The 20,069-nt window shown below is 36.2% G+C and carries 22 protein-coding genes and 1 other annotated feature; of the genes, 7 read left to right on the plus strand and 15 right to left on the minus strand.

Annotation, left to right across the window (positions count from 1 at the left end; translation table 11 throughout):
• Positions 1-23 precede the first annotated feature (23 nt).
• Positions 24-239: a binding site (T-box leader), on the minus strand.
• 228 nt (positions 240-467) lie between these two features.
• Together LS41612_RS17005 and LS41612_RS17010 are read left to right on the plus strand one after the other, a co-directional pair.
• On the plus strand, positions 468-824 hold the full coding sequence (locus LS41612_RS17005) for a YbgA family protein (protein WP_024361559.1): 357 nt from the start codon (positions 468-470) through the stop codon (positions 822-824).
• A 72-nt stretch (positions 825-896) separates the two neighbouring features.
• Positions 897-1,244 carry a BRCT domain-containing protein gene (locus tag LS41612_RS17010; protein ID WP_024361560.1) on the plus strand — a complete coding sequence of 116 codons (348 nt, stop codon included), beginning with the start codon at positions 897-899 and terminating at the stop codon, positions 1,242-1,244.
• A gap of 143 nt (positions 1,245-1,387) precedes the next feature.
• On the opposite strand, the gene LS41612_RS17015 is transcribed toward LS41612_RS17010, so the two are convergent.
• Complete coding sequence (locus LS41612_RS17015) at positions 1,388-1,999, minus strand: peptidylprolyl isomerase (protein ID WP_036204821.1); 612 nt, start codon at positions 1,997-1,999, stop codon at positions 1,388-1,390.
• A 109-nt stretch (positions 2,000-2,108) separates the two neighbouring features.
• Positions 2,109-2,942 carry a metallophosphoesterase gene (locus tag LS41612_RS17020; RefSeq protein ID WP_024361562.1) on the minus strand — a complete coding sequence of 278 codons (834 nt, stop codon included), beginning with the start codon at positions 2,940-2,942 and terminating at the stop codon, positions 2,109-2,111.
• A 293-nt stretch (positions 2,943-3,235) separates the two neighbouring features.
• Here LS41612_RS17020 and LS41612_RS17025 point away from each other — a divergent pair, with 293 nt between their 5' ends.
• The 3 genes from LS41612_RS17025 to LS41612_RS17035 all read left to right on the plus strand — a co-directional run bounded on the left by LS41612_RS17025 (position 3,236) and on the right by LS41612_RS17035 (position 6,714).
• Positions 3,236-4,045: a hypothetical protein gene (locus LS41612_RS17025; RefSeq protein ID WP_105928921.1), complete on the plus strand. Its 810-nt coding sequence runs from the start codon at positions 3,236-3,238 to the stop codon at positions 4,043-4,045.
• Positions 4,035-4,424 carry a hypothetical protein gene (locus LS41612_RS17030; protein WP_227665417.1) on the plus strand — a complete coding sequence of 130 codons (390 nt, stop codon included), beginning with the start codon at positions 4,035-4,037 and terminating at the stop codon, positions 4,422-4,424. Before LS41612_RS17025 ends, LS41612_RS17030 begins: the two co-directional genes overlap by 11 nt.
• Positions 4,425-4,692: 268 nt before the next feature.
• Positions 4,693-6,714, plus strand: a complete 2,022-nt coding sequence (locus tag LS41612_RS17035) for a HelD family protein (RefSeq protein WP_024361565.1) — start codon at positions 4,693-4,695, stop codon at positions 6,712-6,714.
• Here LS41612_RS17035 and LS41612_RS17040 read toward each other — a convergent pair.
• From LS41612_RS17040 to LS41612_RS17050, 3 genes are all read right to left on the minus strand, one after another.
• On the minus strand, positions 6,706-7,428 hold the full coding sequence (locus tag LS41612_RS17040; protein WP_024361566.1) for a MerR family transcriptional regulator: 723 nt from the start codon (positions 7,426-7,428) through the stop codon (positions 6,706-6,708). The genes LS41612_RS17035 and LS41612_RS17040 overlap by 9 nt on opposite strands.
• Before the next feature lie 294 nt (positions 7,429-7,722).
• Entirely contained in the window at positions 7,723-8,193 is a 471-nt protein-coding gene (locus tag LS41612_RS17045; protein ID WP_137034851.1) for a hypothetical protein, read from the minus strand.
• Positions 8,194-8,205: 12 nt separating this feature from the next.
• Positions 8,206-8,868 (minus strand): hypothetical protein, encoded by a 663-nt coding sequence (locus LS41612_RS17050; protein WP_024361568.1) that lies wholly within the window; start codon positions 8,866-8,868, stop codon positions 8,206-8,208.
• Positions 8,869-9,155: 287 nt separating this feature from the next.
• Between LS41612_RS17050 and LS41612_RS17055 the strand changes: the two genes are divergently transcribed.
• A complete protein-coding gene (locus LS41612_RS17055; protein WP_137034852.1) occupies positions 9,156-9,536 on the plus strand; it encodes a hypothetical protein in 381 nt (126 codons plus the stop codon).
• 58 nt (positions 9,537-9,594) lie between these two features.
• Here the strand turns inward: LS41612_RS17055 and LS41612_RS17060 are convergent, their stop codons facing one another.
• From LS41612_RS17060 to LS41612_RS17105, 10 genes are all read right to left on the minus strand, one after another.
• Positions 9,595-9,924, minus strand: a complete 330-nt coding sequence (locus tag LS41612_RS17060; RefSeq protein WP_024361570.1) for a DMT family transporter — start codon at positions 9,922-9,924, stop codon at positions 9,595-9,597.
• Positions 9,925-9,946: 22 nt separating this feature from the next.
• A complete protein-coding gene (locus LS41612_RS17065) occupies positions 9,947-10,276 on the minus strand; it encodes a DMT family transporter (RefSeq protein WP_024361571.1) in 330 nt (109 codons plus the stop codon).
• Between the two features lie 359 nt (positions 10,277-10,635).
• Complete coding sequence (locus LS41612_RS17070; protein ID WP_024361572.1) at positions 10,636-11,580, minus strand: NAD(P)-dependent oxidoreductase; 945 nt, start codon at positions 11,578-11,580, stop codon at positions 10,636-10,638.
• Positions 11,581-11,605: 25 nt separating this feature from the next.
• Positions 11,606-12,538, minus strand: coding sequence for a sugar phosphate isomerase/epimerase family protein (locus LS41612_RS17075; protein ID WP_024361573.1), 933 nt, complete (start codon positions 12,536-12,538; stop codon positions 11,606-11,608).
• The gene (locus tag LS41612_RS17080; protein WP_024361574.1) at positions 12,535-13,269 is read right to left on the minus strand and encodes an HAD hydrolase-like protein; all 735 of its coding nucleotides are present in this window, start codon (positions 13,267-13,269) and stop codon (positions 12,535-12,537) included. Before LS41612_RS17080 ends, LS41612_RS17075 begins: the two co-directional genes overlap by 4 nt.
• 77 nt (positions 13,270-13,346) lie before the next feature.
• Positions 13,347-14,669: an ABC transporter substrate-binding protein gene (locus tag LS41612_RS17085; RefSeq protein ID WP_024361575.1), complete on the minus strand. Its 1,323-nt coding sequence runs from the start codon at positions 14,667-14,669 to the stop codon at positions 13,347-13,349.
• A gap of 98 nt (positions 14,670-14,767) precedes the next feature.
• On the minus strand, positions 14,768-15,589 hold the full coding sequence (locus tag LS41612_RS17090) for a carbohydrate ABC transporter permease (RefSeq protein WP_233433806.1): 822 nt from the start codon (positions 15,587-15,589) through the stop codon (positions 14,768-14,770).
• Between the two features lie 15 nt (positions 15,590-15,604).
• Positions 15,605-16,495, minus strand: a complete 891-nt coding sequence (locus LS41612_RS17095; RefSeq protein WP_024361577.1) for a carbohydrate ABC transporter permease — start codon at positions 16,493-16,495, stop codon at positions 15,605-15,607.
• Positions 16,496-17,650, minus strand: coding sequence for an alkaline phosphatase family protein (locus tag LS41612_RS17100; protein ID WP_024361578.1), 1,155 nt, complete (start codon positions 17,648-17,650; stop codon positions 16,496-16,498). It lies immediately after the preceding gene.
• Positions 17,647-18,735, minus strand: coding sequence for an ABC transporter ATP-binding protein (locus tag LS41612_RS17105; RefSeq protein ID WP_024361579.1), 1,089 nt, complete (start codon positions 18,733-18,735; stop codon positions 17,647-17,649). The genes LS41612_RS17100 and LS41612_RS17105 overlap by 4 nt, the downstream gene beginning before the upstream one ends.
• Positions 18,736-19,136: 401 nt before the next feature.
• Here LS41612_RS17105 and LS41612_RS17110 point away from each other — a divergent pair, with 401 nt between their 5' ends.
• The gene (locus LS41612_RS17110; RefSeq protein ID WP_024361580.1) at positions 19,137-19,685 is read left to right on the plus strand and encodes a GbsR/MarR family transcriptional regulator; all 549 of its coding nucleotides are present in this window, start codon (positions 19,137-19,139) and stop codon (positions 19,683-19,685) included.
• Positions 19,686-20,069: the final 384 nt, after the last annotated feature.

The raw sequence follows: 20,069 nt of genomic DNA on the forward strand, positions 1-20,069 counted from the left end.
TAAAAAAAGCATAAAGCATCCTAATAAAGGACGTCTTTACGCTAGTTGACGTGGTACCACCTTAGTTCGGCATAATATGCATATTACGCCCTCTAAACGTTTGTAACGAAACGACTCGGTTAGTTGTTAACTGACATCTCCGTGGTAGGGTTCAATAAGAAGGGGTGCTATAGCTCTCAGCCTAGGCTATATTTTCTGTTTCACAATTCTTATTTACTTAGTCACATCATCGATTGTATATGTATACATTAATATACCAATTTGCTAAATGTAATTCAATCATTACGATAGGTAATTGAATGATAAAATATAGTTAGTAATACTACGCTAGCTCTTGTATCATCCTACCCAAGTTCTCCTATTTTTAATAAATGCTTTACTAAAATAAATACCAACATTAAAACATTTTGATGTTTTCATTAAATCAAGTAGAATGAGTTTGAAACACTTATATGAAAGGTGATTATATGCAACGTCAACTAACAGAAAAATTATGGCGTGAAGAAAAATATCGCGTCATGTTCCATAGCCAAAAGCATTACAATCAACTCCGTCTGGCAATGCGCGACATGATGAGCCATGAGCAAATTAAACAATTAATCGAAGTTGCATTACAACAAACGCCAACTGAAGGCAGCATGCGCAATGCCTGTCAGCATATGTGGGGGTATTTCCGTAAAGTAGCCTCAATAGAAGAAAAACGAACATACGAGCAATTGCTTCTTACTTATCGAATACCAGCGCTTCTTTGTTTTTTACAACAATTAGCCATTCAATATAACGTTACTTATTTACGTGAAAGTACTATTTTACAAATACAGTAGAAGTAGTTATTGCCTTTATGCAAGTCTACAAATCAACACCCCTCTTACTATCAAGCTCTTAGGAGAATCTATATGAACACCAATAAGGACAACAATGACGTTATCTTTCTTACTAATCCAACAGAACGTATAATGCATCCATTTTATAATAAACAAATCGTCTTTACAGGGGCTCTTTCCACGATGACACGCGCAGAAGCTGCAAAAAAAGCACGAGCTTGTGGCGGTTTAATGCAAGGGGCAGTCACTAAGGACACCGCTTTTGTTATTCTCGGTCATAACCGACGAGGCAAAAGCACGAAACATTTAAAAGCAGAGCAACTCATCCAACTTGGACACGACATTCAAATTATTGCTGAAGATGATTTTATTTGGCTTATTTCCATGCAAAAAGAGTATATACCATCTTCTTTACAATAACTGCTACTTTGAACTAGCGAACTGCCACAAGCTTGACTATGAACACCGTATAGACGGAACAAATGTAATCTCCTACATAAAAACACGTTGACCAGCTGCGCATCACCGCATCCAATCAACGTGTATTTTAATGTGATTATTTACTATTTTTGCACTACTGGTGCAGGATAGTCAAAGCCCTTTGTATCCACTTCGACTTTTTTCATGATTTGATCTTCTAATGGCTTATCTGTGGCATCACGTTCCACAGCAACGATTTCATCTACCGTTTCCATTCCTTCAATCACTTTGCCAAATGCAGCATATTGTTTATCAAGATGTGACGCTTCTTCTGTCATAATAAAAAATTGAGAGCCCGCAGAATTTAGGTCGTCGTTTGTCCGTGCCATTGAAATGACACCGCGTTCATGTTTTAAATTATTTTCAAAGCCATTCTCAGTAAACTCACCTTTAATCGAATAATCGGGACCACCTGATCCATTTCCTGAAGGATCGCCCCCTTGAATCATAAAGCCAGGAATTACACGATGAAAAATAAGTCCATCATAAAATCCTTTGTTTACTAAGGAAATAAAGTTTGCCACTGTATTCGGCGCTACTTTAGGTTCTAGTTCAACCACAATTTTTTTATCATCGTTCATTGTAATCGTCACAATTGGATTTTCTTTCACAGCCGATGCATAATCTACTTTTTCTTCCGCTGTCTTCTCCTCTTTTGACGTCCCACAACCCGTCACAATAAAAACTACTGCCATTAGGCTAAAAACAACATACAATACTCTAGATTGTGCCAATAGTCTTTCCACTCCCTATATCAGTTTATTAAAGTATATAACTATGAGATTATTCATCACAACTTTAAACTTACAAATGAATAGTAAAAACAGCGATTTCAGGCGGAACCATAAAACGAGCAGCGATTCTAGACGTGCCAATACCCGTATTGACATAAAGCTGCATGCCATTGTCTTTATTAATCGTATAAAATCCATCATCATATTTTTCAGCCAACGACGTCTTTATAGTTTTCATAAAGGGAATCCTTATTTGCCCTCCATGACTATGTCCAGCTAACAGCAAATTAACAGAAGTATCTTGTAAAAGCTCTGCCATATCTGGCTCATGCATCAGTACAATTTCATAATCATACGTATCATCCATTTGCGATAGCAATAGGTCTATATCCGGCTTTCCAAGTAAACCATCATCCATTCCTCCGATAAATAGCTTTTTATCATTCGTAACGGGAACCGTAACGCCACTATTATTCAATAATGTAAACCCAGCATTCGTTAATAAATCTTCATATATTTTAAAAGCTCCGCCACCATAATCGCGATTTCCCCATACAGCAAATTTTCCAACCGTCGCGTTAAGTTGCGATAAACTATCAGTGACTTCTTGTTTTTTTGGAAACGTAGAAAAATTTTCGAATAAATCCCCTGTAAACACAATCATATCAGGCGAAATTTGATTAATCTTTTCGACTAAACGATTTAATTGATTGACGGTATATGTTTCACTAACTTGAATATCTGATATTTGAACTATTTTAACTGATGCGCCTTTGTCTTCATTTAAATGATACGAATGAACGACGAGCATCTTTGGTTCAATTTTAAAAGCGTATCCTACAAGTAAACCTATTAATACTACGACTAATAAAACGATTTTTACAACTCTTTTAAAGTTCTTCATTCGACTGCGAATGCCCCTTTCAAACTGATAGGTGCGTATTAAGCTCTTTTCACAACTGAAAAGGTACTAAAAAAGAACGTGCACCCAACCGATGCTCGCTCTTTGTTTATGTTGATTTAACTAAATCAGACCTTATGGTAAAACGAATATACGAGTCTACTACCACCACTCCATACTGTAAATCATTTTTATCGAAGATGCCATACATTATTACCGAAAAATTGCTAAAGCTATAGGGTTTTAAAGTATCACTTATGTATAATAGAGGAAAGTCATATTAAGGACGTGGTACAATGCGAATCGAAAGAGTCAGTATTCCTAAATCGGCACAGCCTATAATTAGTACATCTAGTAAAGGCGACCAATCAAAATGGCGTATTGGTGACAAATGGGTAAAACAAAATGCTCGTGGCTATGAGGGTCATGCAGAAGTATTGGCGACTCTTGTACTTAGCTGCTCCTGTTTGCCTATCAACCGCTACGTTCAATACTTTCCTTGTGAAATTGAATTACCTGATGGTGAAATGACTAAAGGATGTTATTCATATGATTTTCGTGGAGATTTACAAGAAGTTACACTCGAACGGTTATTTGAGGCAAATTTCACCTCAACTGATGCTATTACTACGGACAAGACACTATCAACAGCAGAGAAATTTCAGCAACTATCTGCACAAATTGAAAGCTTTACAGGGCGTAACGTACGAAAAGAATTGGCACAATTATTTGCTTTTGATGCACTCATTTTAAATGAAGACCGTCATACAAATAACATCCTTTTTTTGTATGACCCTAAGCATAAATCATGGTCACTCGCCCCTATTTTTGACAATGGGCTAAGCCTATTATCTGATGAAAAAGATTATGCACAAGGTAAACCGATTTCCATTTTAAAACGAAAAGTAAAAGCAAAGCCACTTAATTCATCGTTTGCAAAGCAACTTTCACTTTATGACGGCCCACCGTTTATTAATAAAAAGCTTTTAATGGCACGCCTGGAAGATAATCCTTTAGATTTTGGCCGTGCAAAAACCGTTTTACTATCACAACTGAACGACCCTATATTTCAAAAGTTATGGATAGAAGGTGATAATGATGATTGATTTTATGAAATTTGATGTCATGTGGATGGACGAGGTAATTGCTTCCGTAGATTTAAAGCCAGCTAATGGTGGTACACCTTATGTTGTTAATTATATTGAAGATTTCAATAAGCAGTTTTCACCAAACATGGAAGGGCATATTACCCTCGAAGAATTAGAACGTTGGTTGAAATGGCGGACTTTCCCCCCTACTCGTATGAATGCACAGGAACTTCTTGAAAGTCTAGGTTTACAAGCCTATAATCGCTGGGGCATTGTCCGTAAAACACATGGCGTTATGGCAGATGACGAGATTTGGTTACGCTTTAAAGGTGAAACATTGACACATCGAGATGTCTGTTTACGTAAAGATTTATACTACCCTGATTTGGAAACATAATGGAGAATAGCTATTAATTAAGTATTTGGCCAAACTTTGCAATCGCTTTCGAGCAGCCATTTATGCTCGGCTTCAAATATCCGTTCTGTCCATGGGGCATTTTCTGCTATTGCAATAAATATTTTTTTGCAAAAAATATTCTAACCATACAATTTTTAATCCTTGAAACAGCGAATTAAGTGTTGGATTAAAATGATAACCCTCCACTATAACACCAACGAGATTCTTTTTGATAAACTGGGTGAATATTTGAGATGGAGGGATTCTTATGATAGATCCAAACGAAATAACATATCTTGAAAAAACTTTAAAGCAATTAACAATTACAAATAAAAAACTTTCAACAGATATAAATCATCAAGATTATCGTTTTAAAGATTTACAAAAATATATGGTTGAATATAAAAGTGAACTGGATAAATTTGAAGTGTATAATTACCAACAAACATTAAGTATGATTGATAAGCGAGGTTTCGCTCATGTGACGGAACGTGAGCAGATAAGAAAGCTAATTACCTCTCCATATTTCGGACGATTCGATTTTTTATATCTTGGAGACGACCTTTGTGAGGCAGAAACAATTTATATTGGACGTTTTGGTTTTGCTGATGAAGAAGGAACGCAATTAATTTACGACTGGCGTGCACCCGTTTGCAATATGTACTACGAGTTTGAAATTGGTAAAGCACATTATGTTGCGATGGATAAACAATTTGATGGTGAGCTTATTAAAAAACGTCAGATTAAAATAGAAAATTCTAAACTGCAATATGTGCTTGATAGCTCATTAACGATACAAGATGAAGTTCTTCAGCAAACATTGAATCAGTATGCAAGTGAAAAGATGAAAACAATCGTCACATCGATTCAACGGGAGCAAAATAAGATTGTGCGAAATGAATCCGCACATAATGTCATCATTCAAGGCGTTGCTGGCTCAGGAAAAACAGCTGTTGCTTTACATCGCATCGCCTATTATTTATATAAGTTCCGTGATACGTTACAAGCTGAACGTATTTTTATTTTGTCCCCTAATAAAGTATTCGGCGACTATATTTCTACTGTCCTCCCTGAGCTTGGTGAAGAGCCGATTCGTTCCTTTACTTTGGACGAGTTTACTTCAAATTTATTGCCAGCTACTGTAACATTTACACCATTTGAAGAAGAAACGAAAAGCATTATATCGAATCCAAACAGTGCGTTGGCTACTCGTGCAAAAATCAAAGGAAATTATCAATTTGTACAAAAACTACAAGCTTTTTTGAATCAATTAGACTTGAAGCTTCTTAAAAACGAAAGTATAACCTTTGCTGGTGTAGAACTAAAAGCAGATTATTTACAAGGGCGTTTCCTTCAATATAGAAAAGAGCCGGTTGTCATACGATTAGAGCTTTTAGCAGATGATATTATTCTTGTACTCAAGTCCAAGCGAACTAGAGAAGGTAAATTACCAACTAAAACTGAAATTACAAAGCTCTTAAAAAAGCGTCTCTTGTTTACTTCACCATTCGCAATTTACCGTGCCTTTATTGACACACTTGGCGAAAATATAGTTAAGTTTTCAAAAAGGCGATTTGAATTTAATGATGTCTACCCTTATCTATATGTCCAAATTTATTTTAAAGGAATTAAAAGATATGAGCTTGTCCAGCACTTTGTGTTGGATGAAATGCAAGATTATACTCCTATTCAGTATGCAGTATTGTCTAGTGTGTTTACTTGTAAACGAACAATTATTGGTGATTTTAGCCAAGCGCTTTTGCCGTATGACACGATATCAAAAGAGGCATTTGCAGCCATGTATAATAATCTAGAATACGTAGAATTAACAACAACCTACCGATCATCGTATGAAATTGCCATGTATGCAAAAAAGTTTATACTTAATGGTGAAATTCATCCGATTGAAAGGCATGGGAGGGAACCAATTGAATTAATGTATGACACATTAGAACAAATGGTAAAACAAATCCATGAAAATGCGAGGAATGACTATCAATCTACCGCTATTATCTGTAAAACAGAGAGGGACTTACAAGTGTTGAAAGAGCATTTAAACTTATCATTTACAGTACTGGACGGTCTATCAGAAAAGTTTGAAACAGGGCTACTTTTAACCACAATACAGTATGCAAAAGGACTTGAGTTTGATATGGTCATCATCCCCTTTGTAAACAAAGCTAATTATCATACTGAATTTGATAATGGACTACTTTATATCGCTTCCACACGGGCAATGCATGAATTAATGCTTTTAGTAGACAATAACGCCCCTTCTCCATTACTGTAATGTTTTTAGTATAGCGATGATGGATTCCAAATCTTTCATCGCTATTTTTAATTGAGTAATTAAATCATCCGTTACATGAAAAAAGTCATCTTTAAAGGTGGACGATTGTAATATTTGTAGTAGATTGAAATCTTCTTTCGATTGTTCCATTTCCCGAAATAAATTGGCAATGCTTGTAATCGAGAAGTGTGCACTACGTAACGTACGAATAATTAGCAATTTTTGTATATCGCGCTCAGAATAGATTCTTCGATTTTGTGTGTTTCTCTTTACAGTAAATAAATTGTTCCGTTCCCAATTCCGTAATGTTTCTTCTGTTAACTGAAGCATTGACGCGACAGTTTTGTGGGAAAATGTTTCAGTTGAAGTTGGTTGATTTTGCAATAAGTGTTCAACCGTTTTAACTGCTTTTAAAGCATAATCATATTCTGTTTGCAAAAAGCTTAAATAGGATTGTGCAGCATGTAAACATTCCTTAAACTGTTCGCTACCGCTTAGTAGTACTATTTTCGTGGCTTTTTTCCGCAGATTATTTTGAATAAATTCTTGTCTAAAAGCAAGCCGAGCAATTTTCATTTGTATTAGATGAAGATAAGAATATTCTCTGTAACCATTCTCTTTTCTCGGCACAGGCGAAATAAACTTCCATTCTTCGTAAATTCGAACCGTATTCGGATGAACCTGAACTAGTTGGGCAATTTCACTAGTTCTCATAAAAGACCGCCTCACTAACTAAAGATAGGATGTGATGATATTTAATAAGTATATCAAATGGTAAATGCCAGTGATAACAATAGCTAGGTCAATGGGGTACCAATCCATAGAATAAAAGAAAATGATTGATTATCGGCATAAAAAAGCACCCAATGAAGCAAGATATGCTCCCAGGTGTAGGCATCTAAAATAAAATTTTGAGAGCATATCATTTGTGATAGTGAGGTGCTATCAAAGTAGCCACTCTTTACTTCCAAAAGGTTATTTACTTTTTATTACATAGCCGTTGTCTTTTTAATAGAGGACATCTGTATTATTTGTAATAACAATATTTTCTTTATTAATAGTTACTTCCTTCGAATCTTGTTTGAAAACATGGATAATCCCATCTACTACGTTTTGAATAATGTGGTCATCAAATGTTGCCTCCGTGCGCAACACAACTGAACATGTTATTTCTTGATTCTTCGTATCGCCTATATTGGATTCAAAGGTTGCCGAAACTAGAACATCTTCACCTTTTAAACCTGTTTGTTCTGCTATGAGTGATTTTACATCTGCCTCTTTTGCCTTACGCCACTGCGTTGTTTCTTCATCCACTTCTTCCATCACTCTTACCTTCATTTCACCATTTGGCAAAAACTCAGTCAATTCACTTGTCACCTCTGGTTTTGGTTTTTTTTGCCCAATAAGATAGTACGATACAGCAATCATCATTACCAAAAGCGAAAATAGTATTGTTTTCTTAGAAATCCTTTTCAACATAATCACACCTTTTTAATTCACTCGATATGAATAGTTAACTACTAAAGTTCCGCCCACAAGACTTCCTAATGAAACATCATTGAAATTTATAATTTTATCTGCTAGAAGAACACGTTTATATAAAATATATCCTCCCGTACTTACGATAATATTATTGTTATTTTTTATGTAGGTGTTTGTATTCCCTACGATAAAGCCAGAAGGGGGTATACCCAAAATGGAAACATTATTTACCGTTATTCTATATACATCTTTTCCAGGAGCTATGGGGCTACCTGTAGTATAGTTCACAGTATATATAGTTATATCTCCAGAGCCTACTATGTTCGTAAGTCTTAAACTATAATTATAATTTGTATTTGCTTTAATAGAATCTCTACTACTTCCAATTGTTCTTGCTCTTGAAACCTCTTGATTAGAAATTTCAGCATTAACAATAATCCCTTCTCCAACTGGAATATCATAAACTACCGAAGGTTCATCATTAAAATCATGATTTGCATGTTCATTTAAGTAATCAAATACAATTCCTAATCTTCTATCAATTTCTTCTTGATCAATATCATTTTCATTCCCATCATTGACTTCCGCGGTAATTGATTCTGCTAAAGCTCTATTTTCTTCTATACCTATTGAAACTAATAATAAAAATAATACAAACATGAACTTTTTCATAAATTCTTCACTCCTATATTTTTTTACTTTTAAGGATGATTAGGTTATTTCTCTACTTTTTAATATTTAGTAAAGAATTAGTATCATTAGACAATTTAGCATTTCTCTAAAAGTACTCCGCTACACATCATTTGCTGTAAAATTGATAGAAGACAAACAATCTCGAAAAATTCATTTACATAATTTAACTACTATTAAAACTTGTATGAATCATCATAGCTTCAATCTCCCTTCAATTATTTTTTAATAATTTATCAGAATTTTTCGTTTGTTTCAATTAAAAATAGATGGCTATTATTAAAAATCTAATGTCTCTGACCAATATGGACTTCGCTAAAATTCATTCAGGTTTTGTCATTGATGCGGCTAGTGAAACATTAAGAGATTTAGAAGATGAGCGTTTAACCACACTGTTAGCCACTAAAACAATTATTTTAAAGCGTGTTCAAAAATATTCAACAACCGCCAATTCTATTATTGCGCTTATTGGTAGTGGCGGAGCATGTAAATTATCGCTTACCAATTGTTCATTGATGGAAAGCTTGAAGAAACCATTAAGCTGTAGATCACCACATGTTTCATGCATTATTACAAAATATCTCAATCGTACACAAGCACCTCCGATTGTTGACAATGGGAGGTGCTGTTTTCAGAAAGATTTTTTGTAATCATAGGATACAGGCCTCTTGCTATATTTCTGAATCACTAGAGTTTAAGAAAAATCGCTTATTTTTCTGGACTTTTAGAAGCATCTAATAAAACTACCCCTCCAATTATTAATACTATGCTAACTAATGTCATGATACTGAATGGTTCTCTCCAAAAAAGTATTCCAATTACCGCTGTTAATGCTGTGCCTACTCCTGACCATATCGCATAAGCTAAACTTAAGGGAACCGTTTTAAGGCATAATGATAAAAAATAAAACGCTAGTCCAAAACTAACGATAATTCCTATGGAAGGGAATAATTTTGTAAATCCTTCCGATAATTTAAGCATTGTCACGCCAACTATTTCACTAATAATGGACATTCCTAAAGCCATATAACCTTTCATATATTACCTCCGATTCTATAGGTTAATGCGCGCTACCACTTGAGAGTCTTAATACGACAACTCCACCAATGATTAGGGCTAAACCTAAAAATTTTTTAAAATTAAAACCTTCTTTATAAACAATAACGCCTACCAAAGAGGTTAATGCTGTACCTACTCCCGACCATATCGCATAAGCCGTAACCAATGGAATTGTTTTAAGAGATAAAGATAAGCAGTAAAAAGCTATCCCCATACCTATTACAACTCCAATGGAAGGGAATAACTTTTTAAATCCATTTGATACTTTTAGCATTGAACTACCAATTACTTCGCTTACGATGGCTATTGCCAAAATTACATATGGATTCAAGATTAATTCCTCCTATTTTTTCATATTTACTTTTTTGCATAATGTATCCTCTAGATAGTTTCAAATACTATACAGATTTCGTCATTTCACCTTTTCGAAAGAAGGTCAAAACATCCATTTATAAACTGGTTCAGCTGATTCAGGCACCACAAAAAGGCACCCGGCTGTCTTGCCGCGCGCCTTCTGTTCTATCAGTATGCATGCTCTGTTCCCTTCCAGTCTGTCACGCCCGATAAGGATATGTAATCTCTTCAACATCGTCCTAACCCGGAGCACCTCTATTGCTCAGGCTAGTATGTCTATGCGTGGGGCAAACGGGCTAGAAGGTAATCCTAGATTCAACATCACGAAGCTATACTTTATTTGATTTGATTCAAATTGTTTTGCGGTGATTCATTGCGCATGACTCTTTCGATATTTTGGACAAAGAAACGATACCTTGCTTCATGAAATTTTGTGCCATCCGGCATACCTGCAGAATGCGGGGTTAAGACAACATTTTTCAAAGTTCGTAGTTTACTATCTAAATCTAATGGCTCCACAGCAAATACATCCAGACAAGCTCCACCGATTACATTATTTTCTAAAGCTTCAATCAAATCATCTTCGCATACAATCGGCCCTCTTGCTGTATTTACCAATAATGCATCGCTTTTCATTTGCTTTAAAAATGTTTTATCGACTAAATTTCTTGTAGACTCGTTTAGAAAAATATTGATTGTAATTACGTCAGAATTTCTAATTAATGTATCCAAATCAACCAATTCTACATCATTATTACTTTGAATATTTTTATTCGTGTCATATGCTAGAACATTCATTTTAAAAGCTTTGGCCAGTTCCGCTACTCTGGAGCCAATCGCCCCAAAACCTATAGTACCAATTGTTTTTCCTAGCAACTCGCTGCCAGTATACTCTAGCTTCGTTTCATCTCCTTTATTTTTCATAAACTGATCCAAGAACGAGATATTTTTGTAATACCCAAGAATCAATGCCATAATATGTTCGGCAACTGCATTCGCATTGACTCCAGCCGCATTACTTACCCAAATATTTCTTTTGCTACAAGCTTCAATATCAACATTGTCAAAACCAGCGCCCGTCTGAACAAATTTTAACTGTTGTGCTTTATTTAATAAGGCTTCATCTACTTCGATATGCTCTGGAATTAATACATTCGCTTCACTGATAAATTCTTCGATTCGCTGAGGTTCAACGATTTGAATAGTCCAGTTTTCAGGGAACGATTGCGTAACTCTCTGTTTAGAATAATCGTTAAAGTAACCTGTGATTAACACATTCATTTATGCTACAACTCCTATAATCAATTTATGCTTGAGCCCAAGCTTCAAAGAAAGTACGCTTTATATTGGCAATAACTAGCTTAGGTGATTCATTCTCAAGAGAACCCACTTCAAATGTCAGCACAGGCTTTCTTGTTGGTTTTGGACGTGTAAAAAAGTCAATGTCATTTAGCGTTTGGATGAACTTTGTTAACTCGCCAACGCCAACTTCTGAATCCTTCACTCCAAAAGGAATATGCTTATCGCCGAAATAATGGGCTTGTCTGTCTTTCAAATAACAATTTCCGATATGAATATGCGTGAGATAATCTTTGGCAAGCCACAATGATTGATGTGGATTTTCTCCCATAATCGGAAGGTGACTTTGATCTAGGAGCAGACCAAAATTGTTATACTCACTTTGGATTGTTCTTGCTACATGTACCGCCTCATGGGTAGGGCCCAGCAAATATTTGCGGTCAACATGCCGATCCCCGATTTCTAAAGAGATACAAAGCTCATACGTACCCGCTTTCTCTTTCGCATACTTGCATAGTTCCATGGTTGAAGCTATAAAAGCGTTTATATTATGTTGTTTGTTTTCTTCTCCTTCAAATTTCCCCGTCACGATGTGCATGATTTTTGCTTCCATTTCATAGCAATGGTCAATCAGCATTTGACACTTTTTAATTGAGTTGTTTCTTATAGCCGGGTCTAAGGAGCTTAGATCAATGTGTAATTCTCGAAACGCATCTCCGCCATTAAAAATCGTTTCCACACCACTGTACTGCATATACTTTTTAGCGAGATCCCTTGTCTCTTTATCGGCGATATACGAGACTTCCACTGCCGTAAAAAAGGGGTCTTCCAGTATAGTCAGCAGACTTGAAACCATCTGTTCCGGCTTGCTTTGTGGAAAGGGAAACAGCTTCGGCAGGACAATCCCGATGCTCGCCATTTTTTCCAGTTGATCCATCATACGATTTTACCTGACTCGATAAGTGCTGGCAGTTCTTTCACAGTATCAAGAACATGTGTATGATAATACTTGCCCCATACTTCAATTGGTGTCGAACCTTGGGTTACACCAATAACCGCTTTACAGCCTGCGTTATAGCCTTCGAGCATGTCTGCTGGCGTATCGCCAATTTTAATCACATTTCTCACATTTTGAACGTTTAAATATTCCATAGCTTTGAAAATCATAAATGGCGCTGGGCGTCCTTTTCCCTCCGGAACCATATCAAGATCTACCGCATAATCAATCAAACCATCCTTCACCCAGCCAAGTGACTCCATAATAACGCTGTTGATTTCTTTATGAAACCCTGTGCCTGTCGCTACTTTAATGCCATTTTCTTTGCACCATTTAAGCGTTTCCGTTGCTCCCTCAATTTCTCGGCAATTCTCCTGATAATAAGCAATCATATATTCGGTATATCGATCATAGAGTTTGACAGCCTCATCTTGAGTTGAGTTGTCGATATCTACTTCAAAATTTTTAAAATCGATAAAGTTCCCTTTTGTTCTCGCAATTAAAAATTGATACAAATGAATCTTGTTTGTTCCCATATGGTTGCTGATTTCATCTTTTGTAACGTTTAATCCGTAATCCACAGCTGCTTTATAAAGACAATCCCTAACTCCGTTATTATCCTCTACAAGGGTACCAGCTAAATCGAATACAGCTAATTCAATATTATATTTCATTATAAAACTCTCCATTTCTGTTATATGTGGGGTGAAACTACTTGCTGCTCTGTGCAGCAGTTCATTATTTATGTCTTTTACTGTTTCAGAATTTTGTCTAGCTCTTTCTGCGCTTTGTTTTTCGCCTCTTTTAATGCTTTTTCCGCAGGGATATTTTCAATTAGTACTTTGTCTTTCGCTAATTCGATTTCAGCATAAATTTTACCACCGGTCGGATCAACAAAAGGTGCAATGCCATTTGTTTTTATCTGTTGCAAAGGAACTGATAAGTTTGGGTTTTCTTTTAATTTATTTTGGAAAATTTCCGTGTTTTCAGCGCTTTCTCGAATTGGAATATATCCCGTTTCTACTGCCCAGTAAGCTGTTTTATCTGCCTCCGAGAAGAACTTTACAAATTCCCAAGCACCCTGCTGTTGTTCTTTAGGAGAATCTTTGAACAAGTTAAACATGACAGAAGTAGCGACTGGTCTCGGTTTGCTTCCGTTAAATCCTTTTTGCATTCCTGTTGCTATTTTATTGAAATCTAAGTCTCCTCCATCACCTGAAGAACCCGTATATCCCGCTGATTTCCCATTCATTACATTGTCAATCGTTTTATACCACCATTCCCAGCCATTTCCGCCATAAACAGTGTCCATTATTTTGTCCTCATGAATCCACTTTCTAATATTATCCCAAGCATAAATCCATTCATCGGAATCGATTGTAACGGTTTTACCGTCTTCACTGACGATATCCCCACCAGCTGAACGGGCATAATCAATCATATGTTCTGAATACCACATAATCGACCAACCAGTAATTCCTTCTTTTTCTTTAATAAGCTTGGCTGCTTCCGCTAATTCCTCGAAGCTTTCCAAAGCATTATAATCAATATTGTATTTATCAAAGATATCTTTTCTGTAATACATCATTTGTGAAGAAACAAATGCCGGCACACCCAAGGTTACATTATTGTACAACCCTTGCTCCAAAAGAAGAACGTCGTCTTTTTTATATTCTGGTTGATTAATTTGATCTTCTAAGGAAAGTAAAACATCACTTTTTGCCAACTTCATAAATTCCGGATAGCGGTTAATTGCTAAAGCAGGAGGTTTACTAGCTGCAAGTGAAGCTTGCAGTGCTTGTAACGTCTCAGTGTAGTCCCCTTGGACAATCGGTACGACTTCATATTTGTCATTACTTTTGTTAAAATCTTCGATGATTTTTTCCATCGTTTCTCCGAGTTTACCGCCAAGACCATAATAGAATTCAAGTTTAATTTTTTCCTTATCGGACGCTACACTTGCATTTGTATCTTTGGAAGCCTTGTTCGAGCAACCCATTAATGCTGTCAATATAAGTGCAAAGCACATGAGAGACAGAAGTACCTTTTTAATCCTGCTTTTACGTTTTTCCACTGTTGTTTCCTCCCAATTAATTATTGTTTTAGTCTCATGCTTCCAACATAACTTTTCATAATTATCGGAATATAGTCGATTCGCATCACCACCTCATCTTATTTATTAACATAGAGATTAGCCATTGAATGGATAATTCTTTTACTAAAAATAGCCAACAGCAGCAACATTGGCACTAGTGAAACTGCGCAGGCAGCCATTGCCAAAGGAAAATCCATTCCATAACCTGCTTGACTCATAAATAACCTTCTCAAACCAATTGTGACAAACATGTTTTCTTCTGACTTGATTAACAGTGAAGGCCACATATAATTGTTGTAGCTATAAATAAATGTGATTAATACCAATGAAGCAATTGCATTTTTGCAATAAGGAATATACACGGTGAAAATAAGCCTTAAATGCCCTGCTCCATCCAATTTAGCTGCATGTACCACATCCTTAGGCACCTGAATAAAAGCTTGCCGCAAGAAAAATATGGCAAAGATACTGATACTTTCACTGAAGATGTAACCCATATGCGTATCCAGTAAATTCACTTCAGACAGCAAAATAAAGGAGGGGATGTAAGTGATAGCTGATGGCAACATATACGTCGCCAATATTAGTGCAAAGCAAAATTTCACCCATCTTTTCTGAAACGTGGCGAATACATACGCTGCAAGTATTGCTGATACGATTTGAATCACGATAATAATTAGACTCACGTAAATACTGTTCCACAGATAAAACAGTATATTGGTATCGGTAAATAACCTAATGTAGTTGTCAAAGTGAAAGGTTGTAGGAAAAAATTTTCCGCTGTATATTTCACTTTTTGGTTTAATAGAAATCATGAACATCCAGATGAATGGAAAGATCATCGTTATGCTTAATAAAATTAATGCTGTATAATTTATACCAACTTTTAATTTTGCCAAGTTCAAATCCCCACCTCATTTCTTAAACAAGTATTTAGATAAAAAGAAGTTAATCGCGCTAATCAGCAGACAAAGCAGAAGGAAAATTATCGCCAATGCCGAAGCAGATCCCGTTTCATACCACTCGAAAGCTAACACGTAGAAATAATATAAAATTGTTGAAGTTGCACCTGAAGGTCCACCTTGCGTCAAAATGTAAATCTGATCATAGGCTTTAAGCGAGTTTAAAGTATAAAAAATGAATAAAAATACAAGGATAGGCGAGATTGCTGGCAATGTAATTTTTATTAATTTTCGTAATCCTTTTCCACCATCTAAATCATTGGCTTTCTCCACCTCTGGATCTAATTTTGCCATTGCCGAGGTTAGCAACAATATACCAAGACCTAAATATTGCCAAATAGTGACGATAATGACTACTGCCATTGCGGTGGTTTGACCTCCCAACCACTTAACTGGCTCTGCACCTAGTTCTTTTAGAATTGCATTAACAATGCCTGAATCCGTATCAAATATACTGACCCATACCATTGAAACGACCACAGTTGGTGTAATCCATGATGAAAAAGCGGAAGCGACAAAAAAAGTACGAAACGCTTTAATCTTACTTAACGGTATAGCTACAAGTAATCCAATTAGGATTGGCGGAAGCACTGTGAAAACTGTAAATACAAGCGTATTCATTAAAACTTTCACAAAAAAGGAATCACCCATTATATTTTTATAATTTTCTAGCATTACATAATCATAGGTAGGTGAAATGTAATCCCAATTTGTAAAGCTAATGTGAAATGTTTTTATCATTGGATAAATCCAAAAAATAATTAAGGGAATAAGTATTGGTAACAACAGTGCAAGCGACCATAGATTGTCTTTCCCATTTTTAATGCTGATTGGCTTAGCCATCTATGCATGCCCCCTAATCAGTTCATTGATGTTTTTACCATCACATTGGTGTGAGATTTCAAACAACCTAGCTAAAGTAGGTGCAATGTTCTCGATATGCGTTTGTTCAATTATTTTGCTATCCTCGATTTGATGACCGATACACACCATAAATCCATTCATTTCATCCACATTGGACTGATGATAACCATGCAAGCTTTTCAAATTCTTGTACTTCGGTTGTTCTGGAGGAACAATGTCTTCACCGCATACCGTATTGTTCATATCTAAAATACCGACTGGTTGATAGTCAGAACTGGAGTGACTTGCTAGCTGATGAAAATGATTCACTTGTGGAAATTTGCTAAAAAACTCCATAATTTCTTTGTTATGCTGATGTTCCAACAAGCTATAAAATAACAACGCTCCACTTCCGTCGCCGACAAATCGTATTTCTTTGTTGTACAAACTCTGCCGCCAACGACTTTGCGCTAAAACCTCATTTGGATAAAAGAATGATTGAACGTCGCTTTGCCCATGATCAGAAAAGATAATCAAGTTGTATGGTTGTTGCAACTTTCGCAACAACTGATCAATTTGGGCAATATGTTCAATTAGCCGACCTAGGCAATCAACTGCCTCCTTCGAGTCCTTCCCGTGTAGATGGGAAAGTGCATCATATCCGACAAACCTTGCAGCGATAAAGTCGTATGCTTCTGATTCAATGGCTTGTAATATCTCACGCAATGATGTGTTATCGATGTTTTCCACTGAAGCGTTTCCTTGCAACTTTTTTTTGCTGCTGGATTCTGTAACTAAATCATGAATATAAGGATTTCCTGTTGTTAGCGGCCAATGGATACAGCAGCTTTTCAATGCATTTTTGGCAAGTGAATAAAATAAGGTCTGTTTATGTAGTGTTTCATTACAAATGATGTCGTGATCTCCGTACAGCTCTATTCTTTCCATCGTTTTAGAATGGGTGACAATATTATCCACCACAAAATGTTTGGGATGATGGTTCCCCGTTATCGCCGTCGCATGAGCATTAAAAGTAACGGATGGAAACGTTGTAATTAGTTTTTTACAGTATGAAAATCCGTTATTGATAAAATCCTGTGAATATCGTGCAAAGATTTCATGACTTACACCATCTAATGAGATAAGAATATTCATTGCGGGCTCCTTAAGTTTTTTTGTGTATTTTTGTCGAACATATGGACCTGTTTTGCATACATTCCTACGTTCAACTTCTGACCCTGCGTATAAGTTTCAGTAAAGCTTTTTTTCACTATAAAATTGAAGGATTGATATGTTAGATGTAACAACACATCCGTACCAATAATTTCAGTAAACAGCACCTCCATTTCTAAGGTATTGTTCTTATCTTCTGAAATGAAGCAATGTTCAGGCCTAATACCCGCTACAACCTCCGTGTGGCTTTTTAATACTTCTATTGGCAAATTTGTCTCCAGCAACACTCCATCTATATCTACATAGACTTGTCCATTTCGGTCTATCAGAAATGCATTTAAATAATTGATAGGCGGTGAGCTAATAAAATTCGCCACGAACATATCCACTGGACTATCAATTATTTCCATAGGTGTACCAATCTGCCTAAACTTTCCTTCTGCAATAATGGCGATTCGATCTCCAAGGGTAACAGCCTCCACTTGATCATGCGTGACATAGACAAACGTAGAATTTAGTCTCTCATGAAGCTTTTTAATTTCAATTCTCATTTCATTTCGTAACTTCGCATCCAGATTGGATAACGGCTCATCCATTAAGAAGACTTTTGGTTCTTTAACTATGGCTCGTCCAATTGCAACCCGCTGTTTTTGCCCGCCCGATAATTGACTCGGAAATCGTTTCAACAATGGCGTTATTTGTAAAATATCTGCTGCCGCCTTGATTCGTTTTTCTCTCTCCGCCTTTTTTACCTTTTTTATCTTCAAACCGTAAGCCATGTTCTCAAATACCGTCATATGCGGATAAAGCGCGTAATTTTGAAAAACCATCGCTACTCCTCTATCCTTAGGCTCCAATTCATTTACACAAACATCCCCAATATACACTTCACCTTGCGTAATTTCTTCAATACCGGCAATCATACGTAGCAAAGTGGACTTACCACACCCTGACGGACCTAGCAGTACCAGAAACTCTTTATCTTTGATATCAAGATTAATATTATCGAGCGTGGATTTTTCACTTGTATATTGTTTTGATAAAGACTTCAACGTAATACTCGACATTCTTAAAATTCCCCCATTTATATTATTGTTGATCCGTTATAGCTACTTCGAAGTGATGATTCCACTAATCTCTGGTAAAATCTTGTCTATTGCATGTACGCCAGAAGATATTGATATAAGGAACGCAACCAAATATCGCCGACAGAATGCTGTAAGATAATGTAAATACATCACCTGATCATTTTACTCTAACTATCAACATTATTTATTTTGTTGTTCAATTTTCTTTGTACATTTGATAAAATTATCCTAAATAAGGTTAAAACCTTTGTTTGTACAAAATTTATTGTACACTCAATATAAACTTTATGTGTTAACTGGATATTAATCGCTTGTTAATTTAAAAATGTTTTTTGTAAATCAATTGTATGAGTTTAGCAAAATGATGAAGGAGTGTTTACATGGAACAGAAACCAACCAAGGATTGTGCAGGAGTGTCGCAGAGTCGTAACGAATTACGCGCTCAGGTCATCGAGGCCATCGCGCAGACGATGGATTTGTATGGCGCTAATCATTCATTCGGTAAGCTATATGGCATTATGTTTTTCGAGGATAAACCGATGACACTTGAGGACATGAAAGACTATATGAACATGAGTAAGAGCAACATGAGCTATGCCATCCGATCGCTGATGGATTCTAGAATGGTCACCAAGTTGGAAGAGAAAAAGGAACGAAAAGATCAATATGTGGCGGAGACCGATTTTTTCCAAACATTTCGTGTCTTCTTTACACTGAAACTCCAGCGGGAAATCGATATCATGCTTGGGGCAATCAACCAGGTGATTCCCGAGCTATCTGAAATTGCACTTGCGGAGGGTACCCCCGATGCCGAAAGACAGGAATGCTTGCGTGACCTACATAAGTTACGACACGGTGTATCGTATTACACTTGGCTTCAGAATTTCGTGAATCGACTTCGGGACGGAGATTTTTTAGATTTGCAATAGTGAGCGCTAGGCTATTTAGAAGCGAGTGACTTTGGCTACTGTCTTGTACTGGCAAGAACGTTTTTTGAAATTAAGTAGCTGATGAACATTATCATAAAACAACGAAAGCGCCATAACGCATGCTGGCGAGTCGAGGCGGTTCTATATTTATTGATGGAAAGCTCGAAGAAACTTTTTAAATTGTTGATAACCAAGTTTTTGAAACATTATTACATGTAATAGCTCAGTAGCACACAAAAACAGCCCCTCCGATTGAACAATCAGAGGGGCTGTTTTTGAATGGCTTTCAAAACCCTATAAATAAACCTAACTAATACTGCCTCTTATCATGAAAATCTTATTCATTCGCATTTTGTTTCTACTATTTATAAAATAAATAAATTA

The organism is Lysinibacillus sphaericus (genome assembly GCF_002982115.1).
Taxonomy (GTDB): domain Bacteria; phylum Bacillota; class Bacilli; order Bacillales_A; family Planococcaceae; genus Lysinibacillus; species Lysinibacillus sphaericus.